At 39.4% G+C, this 16,083-nt stretch carries 18 protein-coding genes and 1 pseudogene; 9 read left to right on the top strand and 10 right to left on the bottom strand.

All coding sequences use genetic code 11. The features are described from left to right. Nucleotides 1-481 precede the first annotated feature (481 nt). Nucleotides 482-1,099, bottom strand: a complete 618-nt coding sequence (gene lexA, locus AAEY62_RS13095; protein WP_007584941.1) for a transcriptional repressor LexA — start codon at nucleotides 1,097-1,099, stop codon at nucleotides 482-484. A 167-nt stretch (nucleotides 1,100-1,266) separates the two neighbouring features. Between lexA and AAEY62_RS13090 the strand changes: the two genes are divergently transcribed. Next, nucleotides 1,267-1,707 (top strand): PaaI family thioesterase, encoded by a 441-nt coding sequence (locus tag AAEY62_RS13090; protein ID WP_024591691.1) that lies wholly within the window; start codon nucleotides 1,267-1,269, stop codon nucleotides 1,705-1,707. Here AAEY62_RS13090 and AAEY62_RS13085 read toward each other — a convergent pair whose 3' ends face one another. After that, nucleotides 1,708-2,088, bottom strand: coding sequence for a hypothetical protein (locus tag AAEY62_RS13085; RefSeq protein WP_008138697.1), 381 nt, complete (start codon nucleotides 2,086-2,088; stop codon nucleotides 1,708-1,710). Between the two features lie 313 nt (nucleotides 2,089-2,401). Here AAEY62_RS13085 and AAEY62_RS13080 point away from each other — a divergent pair, with 313 nt between their 5' ends. Beyond that, complete coding sequence (locus AAEY62_RS13080) at nucleotides 2,402-3,127, top strand: hypothetical protein (RefSeq protein WP_350635072.1); 726 nt, start codon at nucleotides 2,402-2,404, stop codon at nucleotides 3,125-3,127. Nucleotides 3,128-3,202: 75 nt separating this feature from the next. Here the strand turns inward: AAEY62_RS13080 and AAEY62_RS13075 are convergent, their stop codons facing one another. Together AAEY62_RS13075 and AAEY62_RS13070 are read right to left on the bottom strand one after the other, a co-directional pair. Further along, nucleotides 3,203-3,523: a chaperone modulator CbpM gene (locus tag AAEY62_RS13075; protein ID WP_007584937.1), complete on the bottom strand. Its 321-nt coding sequence runs from the start codon at nucleotides 3,521-3,523 to the stop codon at nucleotides 3,203-3,205. Then, a complete protein-coding gene (locus AAEY62_RS13070; protein WP_007584935.1) occupies nucleotides 3,523-4,491 on the bottom strand; it encodes a DnaJ C-terminal domain-containing protein in 969 nt (322 codons plus the stop codon). Before AAEY62_RS13070 ends, AAEY62_RS13075 begins: the two co-directional genes overlap by 1 nt. A 231-nt stretch (nucleotides 4,492-4,722) precedes the next feature. On the opposite strand from AAEY62_RS13070, the gene AAEY62_RS13065 reads away from it, so the two are divergent. The 3 genes from AAEY62_RS13065 to AAEY62_RS13055 all read left to right on the top strand — a co-directional run bounded on the left by AAEY62_RS13065 (nucleotide 4,723) and on the right by AAEY62_RS13055 (nucleotide 7,466). Then, a complete protein-coding gene (locus AAEY62_RS13065) occupies nucleotides 4,723-5,376 on the top strand; it encodes an endonuclease (protein ID WP_029751433.1) in 654 nt (217 codons plus the stop codon). Nucleotides 5,377-5,475: 99 nt separating this feature from the next. Then, nucleotides 5,476-7,095 (top strand): S41 family peptidase, encoded by a 1,620-nt coding sequence (locus AAEY62_RS13060; RefSeq protein ID WP_101163181.1) that lies wholly within the window; start codon nucleotides 5,476-5,478, stop codon nucleotides 7,093-7,095. Beyond that, complete coding sequence (locus AAEY62_RS13055; protein ID WP_350635071.1) at nucleotides 7,095-7,466, top strand: hypothetical protein; 372 nt, start codon at nucleotides 7,095-7,097, stop codon at nucleotides 7,464-7,466. The genes AAEY62_RS13060 and AAEY62_RS13055 overlap by 1 nt, the downstream gene beginning before the upstream one ends. An 80-nt stretch (nucleotides 7,467-7,546) precedes the next feature. Here AAEY62_RS13055 and hmpA read toward each other — a convergent pair whose 3' ends face one another. Genes hmpA through AAEY62_RS13040 form a run of 3 tightly spaced genes read right to left on the bottom strand, consistent with a single transcriptional unit; the run spans nucleotide 7,547 to nucleotide 10,250 of the window. Beyond that, entirely contained in the window at nucleotides 7,547-8,728 is a 1,182-nt protein-coding gene (gene hmpA / locus AAEY62_RS13050; protein WP_101163180.1) for an NO-inducible flavohemoprotein, read from the bottom strand. A 20-nt stretch (nucleotides 8,729-8,748) separates the two neighbouring features. Further along, entirely contained in the window at nucleotides 8,749-9,981 is a 1,233-nt protein-coding gene (locus tag AAEY62_RS13045; protein ID WP_007584929.1) for an NnrS family protein, read from the bottom strand. Continuing rightward, complete coding sequence (locus AAEY62_RS13040) at nucleotides 9,981-10,250, bottom strand: hypothetical protein (protein WP_007584928.1); 270 nt, start codon at nucleotides 10,248-10,250, stop codon at nucleotides 9,981-9,983. Before AAEY62_RS13040 ends, AAEY62_RS13045 begins: the two co-directional genes overlap by 1 nt. 160 nt (nucleotides 10,251-10,410) lie before the next feature. Between AAEY62_RS13040 and norR the strand changes: the two genes are divergently transcribed. Further along, complete coding sequence (gene norR, locus AAEY62_RS13035) at nucleotides 10,411-11,967, top strand: nitric oxide reductase transcriptional regulator NorR (RefSeq protein ID WP_008138686.1); 1,557 nt, start codon at nucleotides 10,411-10,413, stop codon at nucleotides 11,965-11,967. Between the two features lie 32 nt (nucleotides 11,968-11,999). Here the strand turns inward: norR and AAEY62_RS13030 are convergent, their stop codons facing one another. Then, nucleotides 12,000-12,899 carry a LysR family transcriptional regulator gene (locus AAEY62_RS13030; protein WP_350635070.1) on the bottom strand — a complete coding sequence of 300 codons (900 nt, stop codon included), beginning with the start codon at nucleotides 12,897-12,899 and terminating at the stop codon, nucleotides 12,000-12,002. Nucleotides 12,900-13,018: 119 nt separating this feature from the next. On the opposite strand from AAEY62_RS13030, the gene AAEY62_RS13025 reads away from it, so the two are divergent. Beyond that, entirely contained in the window at nucleotides 13,019-13,585 is a 567-nt protein-coding gene (locus AAEY62_RS13025) for an NADPH-dependent FMN reductase (protein WP_007584922.1), read from the top strand. 21 nt (nucleotides 13,586-13,606) lie between these two features. On the opposite strand, the gene AAEY62_RS13020 is transcribed toward AAEY62_RS13025, so the two are convergent. Further along, a complete protein-coding gene (locus tag AAEY62_RS13020; RefSeq protein WP_101216100.1) occupies nucleotides 13,607-14,047 on the bottom strand; it encodes a tellurite resistance TerB family protein in 441 nt (146 codons plus the stop codon). A 99-nt stretch (nucleotides 14,048-14,146) separates the two neighbouring features. On the opposite strand from AAEY62_RS13020, the gene AAEY62_RS13015 reads away from it, so the two are divergent. Then, nucleotides 14,147-14,527, top strand: coding sequence for a hypothetical protein (locus AAEY62_RS13015; RefSeq protein WP_024591701.1), 381 nt, complete (start codon nucleotides 14,147-14,149; stop codon nucleotides 14,525-14,527). A gap of 2 nt (nucleotides 14,528-14,529) precedes the next feature. On the opposite strand, the gene AAEY62_RS13010 is transcribed toward AAEY62_RS13015, so the two are convergent. Next, nucleotides 14,530-15,123, bottom strand: coding sequence for a hypothetical protein (locus AAEY62_RS13010; protein ID WP_350635069.1), 594 nt, complete (start codon nucleotides 15,121-15,123; stop codon nucleotides 14,530-14,532). 189 nt (nucleotides 15,124-15,312) lie between these two features. Here AAEY62_RS13010 and AAEY62_RS13005 point away from each other — a divergent pair. Further along, nucleotides 15,313-15,603 (top strand): annotated as a pseudogene (locus tag AAEY62_RS13005) (DapH/DapD/GlmU-related protein); the annotation flags it as partial. Between the last annotated feature and the right edge of the window lie 480 nt (nucleotides 15,604-16,083).

The following is a 16,083-nucleotide window of genomic DNA, read 5'->3' as shown; positions in this document are numbered from 1 at the left end:
GACGGCTCCTTTGATGCTATTGCGAATGCAAAGCGAAGAGGCATACGGCTTAAACGCCAATTCGTTATTTTTATTTTTTTAGTCAATCTCATTTAATATTGATTGGTTTTGCTGCGCCAACAACGTGTTTGTGTATATTGTGTGTTCTCAAAACTAAAAAGCTGTGAGTTATTATTAGCTCAGCACATTAATAATTAGCTAAAAAATGAACAACAAGCAAGTTTTAGTATAAAAAACAATCAGGTGATATTGAGTAATTAATAAAAAATCAGTAACCAACTAGGTAACAGGAAGTTCAAAAGATGAGCAAAACAAAGGGGTTTAACGCATTCGGAGGGGGAAAATATAAGTGCAAAAAAGTTTACAGCTTAAATTGTCAGTGAGCTATTTATGCCCTATTTTTAGTGCGAATTTAAAACAGAAAATGCGTACTAATTAGTACGCATTTATAAAACTGCTTGTTTAAAAGCTATTTTTAAAGTCACATCCAATCAGCGTTTCTTATAACGCCAACGGCTAAGCCTTCAATATTAAAAGACTCATTCTCAAGATCTACTTCAATAGATTCAAAATCGTCGTTTTCAGCATGAAGTAATACTTTACGACCCGCTTTCTCAAGACGTTTTACAGTTACGTCTTCGTCTAGGCGGGCAACAACAACTTGCCCATTTTCAGCGGTTTGAGTACGATGTACAGCAAGTAAATCACCATCCATAATACCAATATCTTTCATGCTCATACCGTTAACGCGTAGTAAAAAATCTGCAGCCGGTTTAAACATTAATGGATCGATTTTGCAGTGACTTTCAACGTGCTCTTGCGCCAAAATAGGTGAACCAGCAGCAACACGCCCTATAAGCGGTAAACCTAATTGTTCTGGCTCTTCTTCTTCAATTAACTGAATACCACGGCTTGCACCTGGTTTCATTTTAATTGCGCCTTTTTTAGCAAGTGCTTTTAAATGTTCTTCAGCAGCATTGGCACTTTTAAAACCTAATGTTTGCGCTATTTCAGCACGTGTAGGAGGCATACCAGTGTCTTTAATAAAAACTTTAATTAGTTCGAGTATTTGAGCTTGGCGGTTCGTTAATGGTCGCATATAACTGGTTTTCCATACAGTACATTTAACTGTGAGTATATACAGTTAAATAAAAATCGCAAATTTAAATTAAGCCTTAAAATAGCCAAAGTAATTTCACTTGTGTACATTTTAGGGATATAACTAAAGCTAGGTTTATAAATGATTAAAAAAGCAAAGGAGTCATTATGAGTATTTGGTACCAGCCCATCACTTTAGAGCTGTGCAAGCAGTTAGAACAAGGCATTGATGGCCAAGGAACATTAATGAAAACCATGGGAATAGAAGTCACTGAAATTGGTGATAATTACTTAGTAGCCACTATGCCGGCAATTCCTGAGCATCATAACCCAATGGGCATGGTTCACGGCGGTGCTAACGTTGTACTTGCCGAAACAGTTGCCAGCTATGCAGCTAACTTTGTTGTCGATTTTACAAAATTTTACTGCGTGGGGCAGGAAATTAGCGCAAGTCATTTAAAAGCATCTCGCAACGGCACTTTAACAGCAACGGCAAGAGCGTTTCATATTGGCAAACGTAGTTCAGTGTGGGAAATAAAAATTACAAATAGCCGCAATGAGCTGTGCTGCGTATCAAAAATGACCGCAGCAGTCGTAGAGCGAAGATAGTTACTTTTCGATTGGGTAAATTGTAATTTCCATACCCGCACCAATCGCAGATATACGTAGTAATGTATCTGCATCTAAGGCTTGATTAAAGCACTTAGGGGAAGTGCCCGATTCAAAACCAATATCAAACGTTCTACGTGAACAGCTTAACCATTGCTTTAGCGCGTTACGCGAACACGATTCAATAAGCTCACATATATGGTTTATTGCTTTGTCAGGCGTGTTTACTACACCTGTTGCTTCAATACGCGCTAATTGACGGTATTCGTCTTTGTCATAATGTAAAATCGTCGCGACTTTTTTCAAGTCTGCCACTAGCAAACTAATATCTTGCTTTGATTCAAGCTCAAGATCTACATTTAAAAATTGAATTTCCGACATCGTTTCGTATTTATCCTCTAATAATTTCATTGCAAACTTTAACGCAGTTTTACCGTTATACCAAATCAACTATGCTCTATTAACCACTTTATATGGATATTTCGCAGCTTTTAAGTATTTTTTAGCGTTTAAAGCTAGCTGGATATCAAACACTCAGCTCAATTAAACAAATAAGTCATGTTAGCAATTTAAGTGTAATCTTTTTTATTTTTAAATGATTACAGTAAGCTATAGTTTAAACTGCGACAAAATGTCGCAGTAACTAATCCCATTAATGTAATAAACTAGCCTCTAAAAATAATAAGACTAAAACATGAATAAAAAAATATTTAAGTATGCTCGCAAGTTACATAAATGGCTCGGTTATTTGCTCACATTACAAATTTTAGCTTGGCTATTAGGCGGTTTAGTCATGAGCGCTATTCCTCTTGATAAAGTTCATGGGGAGCATCTTGCAACACGTACTCTTAATAACCCATTTACGCAGGCTGATTATGTTGCCTCCCTTAACGATATTGCATCTCAGGTGGTTAATCCAACACAAATAATTTTTGAGAACTTTTTAACCACACCTATAATTACAGTAATAAATAAAGATGAACAGCAAAGCTTTAACGGTATAACAGGCCGGCCTTTTGAGCCGCCAACTAAAATACAAATTACCGCAAATGCTAAAGCACACTTACTTATTGATGCTCAAGTGACAAGCGCTGTACTGCTAAAGCAAGGTATGCGAGAAGTTGGATATAAAACCAATGTTTGGCAGGTACAATTTGACGACACATTTAACACAACACTGTATTTGTCAGAAAATAACGGCAGAGTTGTCACCGTTCGCAGCACACTATGGCGAATTTTCGACTTTTTTTGGATGTTACATATTATGGATTACGATGAGCGAGAGGATTTTAATAATCCGCTGCTTATTAGCTTTTCAGCAACTAGCGTACTTTTTTGCCTAAGTGGAATATTACTACTTATGCAAAACATACGACTAAAACGATTTATCCGAATTAAAAGTAAGAATAAATCAAAGTAGTCATATTGGTTTTTAAGAACTAGCGCACTCTCACCAAAGAGTAAATAAGCCCTAGGAAGTACCCAAGGGCAGATTTTATTCCAAGTGTTTAAATCGACTCAAATGTCGCTTTAACATTTCGTTTTCGAAAATCAACTCATCACGCTCATCCAGCAATTGTAAAACTAAAGCTATTGCCGACCAATCTAACGAAAAGTCATGTTGAATACGGGCCGCTTTTTTAACTAAGGTCACTGCAGATACCGTAAATTGCCACTGCGTAACATGCTTCCCCTCAATTGGAACCGCAATATTGTGCTCAACTAGCTCATATAAAATTGCTTCGCTAATATCACTACTCAAACATAGCTCTTTGCTAGTAAGTAAATCATCTTTTTGTGTCACGATAATTTGCATTATGGCTTGCTCCAGTTATTACGGGGATCAAAGTGAGCTTTTTCGGCTAATTCTTCCCAAAGTTTTTTACTGGTATCATCAACAGATGTTGGATTAACAATTTTAAGCACAGCAAATAAATCACCTTTGGCTTTTTTACTCATTAATCCCTTACCTTTAATACGCAAGCGTTGACCAGACTGACTATTAGATGGAATAGTTAATTGGATTTTGCCTGCCAACGTAGGTAAATTTATTTTTGTACCAAGAGCCGCTTCCCATGGTGCAAGAGGGACGACTATATTTAGGTTATGACCTTCAACATCAAATAATGGGTGGGGCACTAAACTAATTTGTAAGTACAAATCGCCATTTTGCCCGTTCGCTGACCCTAATCCGCCTTGCCCTTTTAGTCGAATTCGTTCGCCATTTACTGAACCTGCGGGAATTTTCACTTTAAGTGATTTTTTAATTTCAGAGACACGACCACTACTATCTCGCTGCGGTAACATAAACTCAACAGGCTTAACGGTATCAACTAAAGTCTCTTCAAGAAAAATCGGGAACTCTATTTCCACATCTTGTCCTTTTTGCGCGCGAGCGGCGTTACTTCTGCTCTGCCCGGAACGATTGAATCCACCGGCGCCGCCAAACATTGAATTAACAAAATCAGAAAACTCTTGATCGGTTTGAGGATCGCTTTGCTGATAATTACTTTGCGATGAGGCATTGTTACCACCATAATTACCTTGCTGTTGACGAGCACGATTTTGTTGATGACGACGTAACTCGTCGTATTTAGTGCGTTCTTCTTTGTTATGAATGACTTCGTAAGCTTCTGCTATTTCTTTAAACTTATCTTCTGCTTGAGGCTCTTTGCTTACATCTGGGTGATATTTTCTGGCTAATTTTTTATAAGCTACTTTAACCGCTTTATCGTCTGCATCAGGCGATATTCCGAGCACTGCATAATAATCAACAAATTTCATTTGCAATCCAAATCCCCATATTGAGTAAGCTTTAAGCATACTCCTTAACGTATAATCTTGTGTGGTTAAAATACGATAAATAGTAAGAAATAAATGAATAGTGAAAATAACTTTGAATAAAAAATTAATCGGACACTTTTTAGTAATATAAGTGCAGGCCTTAAGTTAACTTTATCTTTTATCTTCAAGGCTTTAAACTGCCTGTTCCTGTAGTTCACATTTGTGATGGATATGACTCGATTTATTCTGGCCTTACTGGCTTGCTGTGTGTGTTTTTCGGTATCTGCCGAACAATTTACCCGTTTTTCAACGGCTAAAAGACATTTAATTAAAACCCTCCCTGACAACGCCAAAAGTATTTACTGCGGTTGTGATATTAAAAAAGAAGGCAAAAAACTCATTCCTGATCCTTCTAACTGTGGTTACATTCCTCGAAATACACTTACCCGCTCAGGCAAAGTAAATGTGCGAGCACTACGCATTGAGTGGGAACATATTGTTCCGGCGTGGGAATTTGGTCATCAGCTACAATGTTGGCAAGATGGCGGACGTAAAAACTGCCGTAAAGTAAGTGCTAAATTTAGAAAAATGGAAGCTGATATAAATAACTTAGCGCCAGCTATTGGCGAAATTAATGCCGATCGCTCTAATTATCGTTTTGGCATGCTTAGCGAAAACGCCACACAGTATGGTCGCTGCGAAGTAAAAGTAAACTTTAAGCAACGTGTAGTTGAACCGCCTGTCTATGCACGTAAACGTATAGCCGACACTTACGCTTACATGCAGAAAACATACGGTTTAAAAATCTCTGATAAACAGCAAAAGTTATTTAATGCGTGGAAAAAGCAAGCATTTGCAGATACAAGTAGTGCGAGCAAGCTCTAAGCTTTAACACTCATTTACATAAATCAAAGTTATAAATGTTGAATAAACGAGCGAGTGTTGTAATATTTTAAACAACTTATTTACAGAAAGTCCTTAACTATGTTTAAAAATAATAAAACCTCGCTTGCCATTTTTGCAGCACTTTCGGGCTTTGCTTTAACGGGTTGTGGCGGCGGAGGCGGTATCGACTCTGCTCCTGTAGTTACCACGCCTATAGTTACAACACCTGTTAGTAGCAGCCCAACATGGACAGCGGCGGTATTTGAGCCCTCTAACGATTTAAAAAACTTTTGCGAAATCCCTCGTACGGGTAACGATCCCTTTAATAACAACAACCCCTACCCAGATCAAGCGGGTTCTGCCCTTTATGAAAAGCTTTGGCTTCGCTCTTGGAGCGACGAAACATACCTTTGGTATGATGAGATTGCCGATAACGACCCTGAAAGCTTTGCCACAGTAGCCGATTATTTTGCCCAATTAAAAACAGAGCAGCTTACCGACTCAGGTGCAAAAAAAGATAACTTTCATTTTTCAGAACCTACTGAAGATTACTTTCAAGAAGCGCAATCGGGCGTTACTTCTGGTTACGGTATAAATTGGGCGTTTATTGGCGATACAGCCGATCGTATTTTACGCGTTGCTTATCTTGAAGATGATTCGCCTGCAAGCCAAATAGGCTTTCAACGTGGTGATACCGTACTTTCAGTTGACGGTGTTAGCATTAATACCAATACAGAGTCGGGTGTAGATACGCTTAACGAAGGTTTATTTAGTCCTACTAACGGCGACTCACATACTATTGTTGTACGCAGTAACGATGGCGCCGAAAAAACATTTAATGTAACCGCTGGTAATATTGAACAAACACCTGTTCAAAATGTTAAAACGATTACAACCGCAAATGGTTCAAGCGTGGGTTACATGCAATTTAATAGCCATATAAGCATTGCCCAAGAAGGGCTTATTGATGCGGTAAATAAGTTTAAAACCGATGGTATTGATGAGCTTGTAATCGACTTTAGATATAACGGTGGTGGTTTATTAGCACTGTCGGCACAATTAGCTTATATGGTTGCCGGTAATGCCAACGTTAACAACCGCTTTTATTATCAAACTCAACAAAACGATAAACAACCCGTTGATTCGCCCTTCCCATTTATTGATGAAGAAATAGATTACTCTACTTTTTTTAGCACAGGTGAAAACCTACCTGATTTAAACCTATCAAAGGTTTATGTATTAAGCACATCAGGCACCTGTTCGGCATCAGAAGCTTTTATTAATGGTTTAAAAGGTATAGACGCAGAAGTTATTTTAATTGGCGACACAACCTGCGGTAAGCCCTATGGCTTTACCCCAACTCATAACTGCGCAACAACCTATTACACTATTCAGTTTAGTGGCGTAAATAGCAAAGGATTTGGCGAATACGCTGCGGGGTTTACACCAACCCCTACTCCACAATTTGATGCTGATGTTCAAGGTTGTGAAATTGAGGACGACTTTGATCATCAGTTAGGCGACAGTGACGAGGCCGTTTTAGCCACCGCATTATTTCATGTTGAAAATGGCAGTTGTCCAGTTAGAACGGCTGCTGCAAAAGCAGAACCAGCTAATTTTTCAAGCTCTCGTGAATCTCTCATTCCTTTAAATATGCCGGTACAATTTACCCAGCGTAATATGGACTTAACTTGGCCAACGCTGGGTGAGGAAAGGTAATGGCTAAATTATTACTCCCATTAGCCACCTTGCTCGCTTTAGGCGGATGCCAAAGTGTAGATAGTGAGCCTGCTAAACCCGCTATATTAACGAGCGTTAATCCCAGCGTTATTACAACACTACAACAGGCAATTCAACAAGCTAAGGGAGGCACATTAGTAACACTTGCCGATTCGGTATTTACTAAACGTAGCGAACAGCTAATTGATCATGCAATGAGTAAAGGGTCTGATGGCAGAGTAATTATGGGCGCGCATAATATAAAATCTGAGAAGTTTATTTTGCAACTACGTAATAACCAATGCGAGCTTTACTATCCTAAAAAAGAGCTTACTACAGTACTTGAAGGTGTTACCTGTAAAGAGTTATAAGGCACTTTATTAATGTTTATAAATTAATAAAAAAGGCGCGCAGCATATCGCTGCGCGCCTTTTTCTATTTTAAAGCGTTATTACAAGTCTTGATGCGGACCAAACACTTCATAATGAATCTGCTCGTTTTTAACACCTAACTCAAGTAACTGGTTTTTTATAAATGCCATAAAACCGGCAGGACCACATAAGTAAAAGTCACCATTACTCAATGGTAGCTGTGCTTGTACTGCGTTTAGGTTCATTAACCCAGTAAAGTCAGCGCCCTCTGTCGCTTGGTTAAACCACGTCATTGTTTGTAAGCGGTTATAAACTGCATTTAACTCATTTAAATATTTTGAAAACGAATGCTGCTGAGTATTTTCGCAGGCATGTAAATACATAATCTCTTGATTAGAGTTGTCACTTAATAACGTTTCAAGCATAGCCAGCATTGGCGTTTGCCCAACACCTGCTGAAATGAGTACCGCTGGACTTGTATTATTACGTAAAAAGAAGTCTCCTGCCGGCGGGTATAGCTCAACAATAGTGCCTTGCTCTAATGAGTGTAAATAATTAGACACCATGCCAGGCTTTGGCTGTAGCTCTTTTTTAACACTAATACGGTAGTTTTTAGCGTTACTTTTTTGTGAAATAGAATACTGGCGAATTTCTTCATATTCAGCGCCCTCTGGCTTAACTTTAATACCTAAATACTGCCCTGGTTTATGTGTAATAACAGCTTCGCCATCAACTGGCGTAAGTGTAAAACTCGTTACTAGTTCTGATTCAGCCTGTTTGTTGGTTATTTCAAATTGGCGAGTTCCCGCCCAACCACCGTGTTTATTTTTACTGTGCTCATACAAAGCAGCTTCTTCGGTTATACAAATATCAGCAAGTACGCCGTAAGCTTCGCGCCAAGCGTATTCAACATCGGGAGTAAATTGCTCAGGAAGAAGCTCTTTAAGCGTACCAATTAAGTGTGCACCTACAATAGGGTAATGCTCAGGTAAAATATTCAAGCTTGTATGCTTATGATTAATACGTGTTAGCGCTTCTTTTAATACGGCTAAATTATCAATATTTTGTGCATACGCAGCCAATGCATTAAAAAGTGCAAATTGCTGACGACCTGTATCTTGATTCGCCATATTAAAAATATTTTTAAGCTCAGGATTATGGCTAAATAAACGCTTATAAAAATGATCGGTAACAACCGTACCCGCCTCTGCTAATAACGGAACTGTGCTTTTTACAATCTCAATGGTTTTATCAGATAACATATGTGTTTCCTATGGATGAACTAACCACGACGCCCATCAACACGACGCCGCGTTAATATAGGTGTGCAGTGAATTAAAAATAATGAAAAAGCCACTAACCACAGCAAAGCACTTATTTGCCAAGCAAGGTGAGGCCCAATAATAAAAGGGAGTAATGAACGAGTAATAGCGGCCACAAGCAAAAACGCAAAAGCAACAGCCATGTAATGAGGAATAGCGAGTGTACGCCCTGTATGACCATGTGATACACGCGTCATCATTGCTAAAATCATCATACCTATTGTGCCAATAGTGATTAAGTGCAGCGCATCTTTAAATTGTATTGCACTGCTATAAAAGCTAAATGCAACCATCATTAACCCTACGCCTAACGCTAAGTAGGAAAAATGTAAAGACCATAACAACGGCACTCTCAATACCTTGCTATCCCACCAAAAACCAGCCCTAAGCAGGTGAAGCGCAGCAACAGTTGCAACAACTAACGCAGGATTAATCGTGTTCAAAAACAACTTGTTGATGAAAAATAAAGTGATAGCCAAAATAGATAAATACATCACCGCTTTATCTATTTTAGGAGTGCGAACTTGTGCGGTTAAACCTAGACCTTTAGCGGTAAAAAATGGTAGAACGCGACCCGCAACAATGCCAACTAGTAAAGTAATTACCAGTACTGCGGTATCAACCACACCAAGTGCAAGCTGCATGTTTTGTTTTAAAACAAGTATTAAATACAATACATTGAGCCCACAAAGCACAGCTAAAATAGCTAAAAACGGATAGTTACTTTTGCTATTGGCTTTTAATAACATATTAGCCAGTACTGCTATGGCGCCTAGCCACCAAATAACTTGTAATGTAAGTGCAGCATATAAATTAAAATGAGCAATATCAGGCAATATCACAAAAAAGGCTAAGCGCGCTGCAAGCCATATAAACGTAAGCCACATAAGGGCTTTCCCACTTATGCTCGGTACGCCTGTCCATGTTTGTGCAGCGGTAAGTAAAAAGCCAACAGCTACAACTCCTGCAAAGCCAAACAGCATTTCGTGCGCGTGCCATAATGTCGCAGGTATCGATGAGTGCCAACTTGCATGGCCTGTTAAAATAAGTAGCCAATACCCCACCGACAAAAATGCCAATAAGCCACCGCCTAAAAAGAAAGGTCTAAAAGCGAGCATCCATAATGGCCATTGAGATACTTGATGAATAGCAACGCGTGCTGGCATTGGCTCAGTTAAGTTTATAGGGCGCATTATCGTACCTCCTGCCCTAAACCATGTTGTGCAACACAGCGCAGTACGTAACTTACTTTTAAAATAGCAGCAATAACAATAGTCCCAATATGAGCTGATACTTGCACCGCCATGGAAAAGTACTCAGCAAACGGGTAGCTAATTAAAATACTTGCCGTAATACACACTAAACTCACAGCTAATGCAGTATTGGCAGCAAATAATACTGTTTCGTATAGTGAACTAAACTGTGTTTGATTATTTAAATTATTCAGCATTAGTGTGTTCATGGCGATCTCTGTAACTAACTACGTTACTTAGCTATTACACATACTGTGCCAACAAATTTAATTAATTAAATTCAATAAGTTAAATTAAACCACTTTACAGTATGAGTCTTTATGACCTACTATAAATTAACTCATAAAAACTCGAATAGGTCATTTTGACATGAATCAGCAATTCAACCTTACACAAGTTGCTCTAGAGCTTGCTCAAAGTACACTACACGAGCATAGCTTTGATCAATTACTAGCAACGGTTGAGCGGGTGATTCCTAGTGATGCAAGTGCGTTATTAGTGCTTCAGGGCGAGCAATTAAAACCACTGGCAATTAAAGGGTTAATGTCCGACAGCCTTGGCAGACGATTTAAAATAGTAGAACACCCTCGCCTAGAAGCTATTTGCAAAAGCACACTCGCGCTACAATTTGCGCACGACTGCCCGCTACCCGATCCATACGACGGATTACTATTAGCTAAAACCGGCGACATACCGGTACATGCATGTTTAGGCTTACCTCTTTATGATAAAAACGCGCTACTTGGCGTACTTACGTTTGATAGCCTTAACGCCAATGCATTTAACAGCATAAGCGCTGATACACTCAATACCTTACAAACGCTGTGTAGTGCGCACTTTAAAACAGCTTTAGAGCTTGCCCATTACAAACAGCATGCACAGCACTCAAGTGCATTAGTGCAAGAACTAAATCGTGAAGCGTTAACACGGGACGGCGGTGAAATTATTGGTCAAAGTCCGCTAATGCAAACACTTAAAAACGAAATTAAACTCGTTGCAGCATCTAATTTTAGCGTGCTTATATTAGGTGAAACAGGGGTAGGGAAAGAACTTGTTGCGCGTAATATTCACTTAAATTCAGCTCGCAAAGATCAACCGCTTATTCACTTAAATTGTGCATCGCTTCCTGAAAATCTTGCTGAAAGTGAATTTTTTGGTCATGCGAAAGGGGCTTTTACAGGCGCACAAAATTCGCGCCAAGGTAAATTTCAATTAGCTGATGGCGGCACGTTATTTTTAGATGAAATTGGCGAACTGCCCCTTGCCATGCAAAGTAAATTATTACGAGTGCTACAAAGCGGCGAAATACAAACGGTAGGAGAAGACACACCAAAGTACGTAGATGTACGCGTCGTTGCCGCAACCAACAGAAATTTAAAAGAAGAAGTAGCTCAAGGTCGCTTTAGAGCCGATTTATACCATCGCCTCAGTGTCTACCCTATTACTGTGCCACCACTTAGTAAACGCGAGCACGACATAACACTCTTAGCTGGTTATTTTATTGAGCAAACAGCCCGTAAATTAGGGATAAAACAATTAAAACTAAGCCCTGAAGCGCAAGTACTGCTTAATCAGTACAACTGGCCAGGTAACGTTCGCGAGCTTGAACATGTTATTAGTCGCAGCGCCCTAAAAGCAAAACAAAGCCAATGGCAAAATCCAATAATAACCATTACAAGCGAGCACTGTGATTTAACCCCGAGTGCGCCGCAAAACTCTCTAGTAGCAAGTCAAAGTACAACCAACACCTTAATCAACCAACCTTTAAAGCAAGCTGTAGAATCGTTGCAATACAACGTAATTACCGAGCAATTAAAGAAGCATAACTACAACTGGTCAGCAGCAGCAAGAGTACTTGAATTAGATAGAGCTAACTTAGTACGCTTGGCTAAACGCCTAGGCATAGAAGTAAAAAAAACACTATAATCATTTAAAACACAGCTAAAATGCTGCTAAAACTATTGATTAGCAGCTAACTTACTAAAGTGTGTTTTTAACAACCCTGCAAAAGCTTGTACTTTAGCAGTGCGATGCACTAAGTGATGCGTGACTAACCACACATCGGTAGGCCAGCTTAACTCACTGTGTAATATAGGTACTAAATCAGAATATTGCGCCGCTACGTCATGCTGTAATCCGCCAATGCCAAGCCCTTTAATTATTGCACGAGTCGCTTCTGCGGTTTCAGATACTCGCAGCTTAATTTGCGATGCAGGAATATGTTCATCTGCCCATGCAAAATAAGGCACGCGGGCATTAAAACCCGCCACACCCGATACAAAATTATGTTGTTGTAAATCACTTAATAATCTAGGCATGCCGTATTTATTAATGTAACGTTTATTAGCGTATAAACCCGATGAAAGCTGCGCCAAATGCTGAGCAATATAATCGCCCTCATCAGGTCTTGGGCCTGCACGCACTGCAATATGTGCTTGTCCGTGATCGAGCCTTAATCTTTTTTGTTCTAAAATAACTTCTAACTGCACTTGTGGATGTAGCGCCTGAAATTGCTCACATACATCACCAAGTACATCCATAAAACCACTTACCGTCGTTAGTAATAAACTCCCTCTAAGGGTGCTATCGGCTGCTGCTATATCGTTATGTAACTGCTCTAAGGAGCTATGGATAGTTTGTGCTGTTGCAAATAACTTGGTGCCAATTTCAGTAACCTTGTAACCACGGGCATGGCGATGAAAAAGGCGTGCATTTAAGTTTTTTTCAAGATTATTAATTCGCCTAAGTACTGTGCTGTGGTGCACATTAAGCTCTTCTGCTGCCGCCGTTAACGTGCCTAATCGTGCTACTTCAAACGCTACTTTAACGTCTTGCCAATCTTCAAATTTTATCGCCATGCTGTTTACCTTATACTTATGTGCATTTACGCACATAAGTGTTGCGTTTATTGGGGTTTTCTACAAGTAAAATTTTGCTACATTAGCGTTGTAAGTTTAAACACTAAAAGGTCACTAGCATGTCAGCACCAAAAATTATCGCCCTAGCAGGAAGTCTTCGACAAGAAAGCTTTAATCAAAAAATTATTAATGAGGCAGCACGTTTTGCTCTACAAACAGGTGCTGAAGTAGAAGTAATAAAACTAAACGAATTAAACATCCCACTATTTAACGAAGATATTGAAGCGCAAGGTACACCAAGCGATGTACAGCTTTTAAAAGACAAGCTACGTGCAGCTGACGGTATTTTACTAGCAAGCCCAGAGTACAACGGCTCTATAACTGCAGCACTTAAAAATGCGATTGATTGGGCATCGCGCACAGAGCAAGGTGCTGTTCCTGCTTTTCGTAATAAAGTAGTGGCGCTGTTTTCAGCATCACCAGGTGGACTTGGTGGGTTACGCGGTTTAAATCATGTACGTGATATATTAAGTGGTATTGGATCGTTAGTGCTTGCCGATCAACTTGCAGTACCCGCTGTACACACATTGTTTGATGAAAATGGGCAAATTAATGAACCTGTTACTGCAGAGCGAGTATCGGCGCTTGCTCATCAGTTAGTAAGCGTTGCAAGTAAGTTAAGATAACTTGCACGCCTAAATAACTAATTACTTTGTCGCCGCGAGTTTTGCGGCGATAAAATCGGTATGCGTTACATATAAAAGCCCTGCTACTTTACGTATTACGTAGTCTTCTTGGGGATCTATTTCTCCATCGGCATACGCTAAGCGCCATAATAATTCTATTATTTCTATTCGCTGCGCCGCGCTGCAATGCTCATTAATCTGTTTTGAAAACTGAAAGTAATCTATCGAATCATCTAAGCTACTTTCCGCGTTATTAGTAAGCTCATTAACCTCAATATCTGTTAAATTAAAATACTTTTTTAAGGTTACAGTCAGGGTTCGTTGTTCATCATGTTCAAGCTTGGTATCTGCACGCATAACTTCAATTAATAATGCAGCAACAGCTGTTTTTAAATCGTGCTCTTGCATACTTGGCTGCTGTTCATCGAATACAGCAAAAAGTTGTTTTATTTGTTTGAACATCACACTTTCCCTTTTTGGGTGTTAGACTAATACGTAAAGAAATCGACCTTATTACTTTTATTAATGGGTATAAAGTTCGCAAATTAAAGGATATATTTTATGAAAGGAATAAACGCACCACGCTTATTTATAGGCGCTACACTGGTGGCCCTTTCAAGTGCAAATACTGCACTTGCTGAAAAAGCCGAAACAGAGAAGCTCTACGACTTTGACAACAAAGTGCATTACTACCAAACAAAAATTGGCGAAGACAACTATAAAATAGAAATCCAGTCAGACGATTACAAACACTTTACCAATCAAAGTGTATTTTTATTACGCCATGCTGACCGTCTATGCCGCGGCAATACCTTTATGTTGAAAATACTTGAAGGCGTGCAAGAGTACGAGCGCTTTCCAACAAAACCACGTGCTTACCAACCAGATTTAAGTGTTTTACTACAATGCGAAACTAAAGAAGATACAAACAAGGGTAAGTAACCTTAGTCTTTATAACCCCAAGGTGCTGATGGTGGAGTAATCGGTTTAGTTAAATCAAAATCCACCTTAAACTCACGTCCTTGGCGAATTAATCGATAAGTAAATACTTCTGAGTAAATATACATTTGCCATGTATTACCTACAGACTGTGCAATGCCTTGTTTTACGAATAACTCTTTAGAGTATTGGTCTGCTGGAAACGACTGCATTTGCGCAAACCCAGCATCAAGAGTGTGACCACCATACATAGTTGATACGTCGTTAGTGCCATCTTTATGGCGATGATCGTGCTTTAAGCTCAAGCCGCTGCCCGTTTTAGTAATTATCCACGTACGTGATGCATCATCACCAACATGAAACGGAACTTGTAACTCAGTGTCGGTACATTTACGTACATGCATAACCAGCTTTTTATCTGTAAATGAGCTTGGCCCTTTCGCGTTATCTACCGCTACTTCACCTTCAAAAGCTTTACCGCAATGCGCTGCAATACTATTAAAAAAGGCATCATGAGTAGGAATAGACACTAACGGTGCAGGGCTTGCAAAAGCTGTCGATGAAGCAACTATTAAAGTTGCTGCAGTTAATAATTTCATATGTTTCTCGTTATAGTTATTTTAAAACACCTGTAATAGTACAGTTTTCTTAAGTACTTTATTAGAAGTATCTATATAAAATTTAGAACAAGACAACTAGGTAAAACTTCTAAATAGCGATTAACGACTAAATATCTCAGCCTTCATTAACAATCCTACTTTTATAAATATTAATTACACCTCAACTAGCCACTGGCCAATTACTTAATCACCATGGGTGATGACTGCTTAATAGGCCCGAACGTTCAGCTTTTAGCTGTGTCACATGCTACTAATCCAGCAAAAAAGCTTAATAAGGAAAACTTTGCAGCGCCTATCGCGTTAGGCAATAACATATGGGTTGGCGCAAGTGTAATTATTTTAGCGGGTGTAAGCATTGGTGAAAATAGTATTGTGGGTGCGGGTGCTGTGGTTACTAAAAATGTAATGCCTAATACTGTAGTAGCAGGTAACCCAGCTCGTGAAATAAGAACACTGTAGCTATTCTCGATGTGATTTTAGCGTCGGGAGTCGCTACGCTCGCATCAGCGAGCACTTTAACTCGTTAAATTAAGTGAATTATTCACTAAGAGACACTCCACTATAGAGGAATCCCTGAATCACTTTTTTGCAGACGTAAAAAAGCCCGAATCGTTAAATTCGGGCTTTCTACAATTTGAAGCTTGTGTAATGTCATAGTGCCCACAGCGGTGGAGAGTCACGTAGTAAATGCTACTGTATTGGCCGACTAAGATATTGAGGGATTTTGTTGTGATTTTAGCCTCAGGAATCGCTGCGCTCGCCCGACCTACGTGATGCGTGTTGATGTGAGTGTGTTAATTGCGCGCATTTCACTTTTCTGCAGACGTAAAAAAGCCCGAATCGTTAGATTCGGGCTTTCTACAATTTGAAGCCTGGTAATGTCCTACTTTCACATAGCAAATGCTACACTATCATCGGCGCTGTTTCGTTTCACTACTG

The organism is Pseudoalteromonas sp. GW168-MNA-CIBAN-0100 (assembly GCF_040309225.1).
Classification (GTDB): domain Bacteria; phylum Pseudomonadota; class Gammaproteobacteria; order Enterobacterales; family Alteromonadaceae; genus Pseudoalteromonas; species Pseudoalteromonas arctica.
The sequence above is the reverse complement of the archived record's forward strand: the minus strand, read 5'-3'. Positions and strand labels throughout refer to the sequence as shown.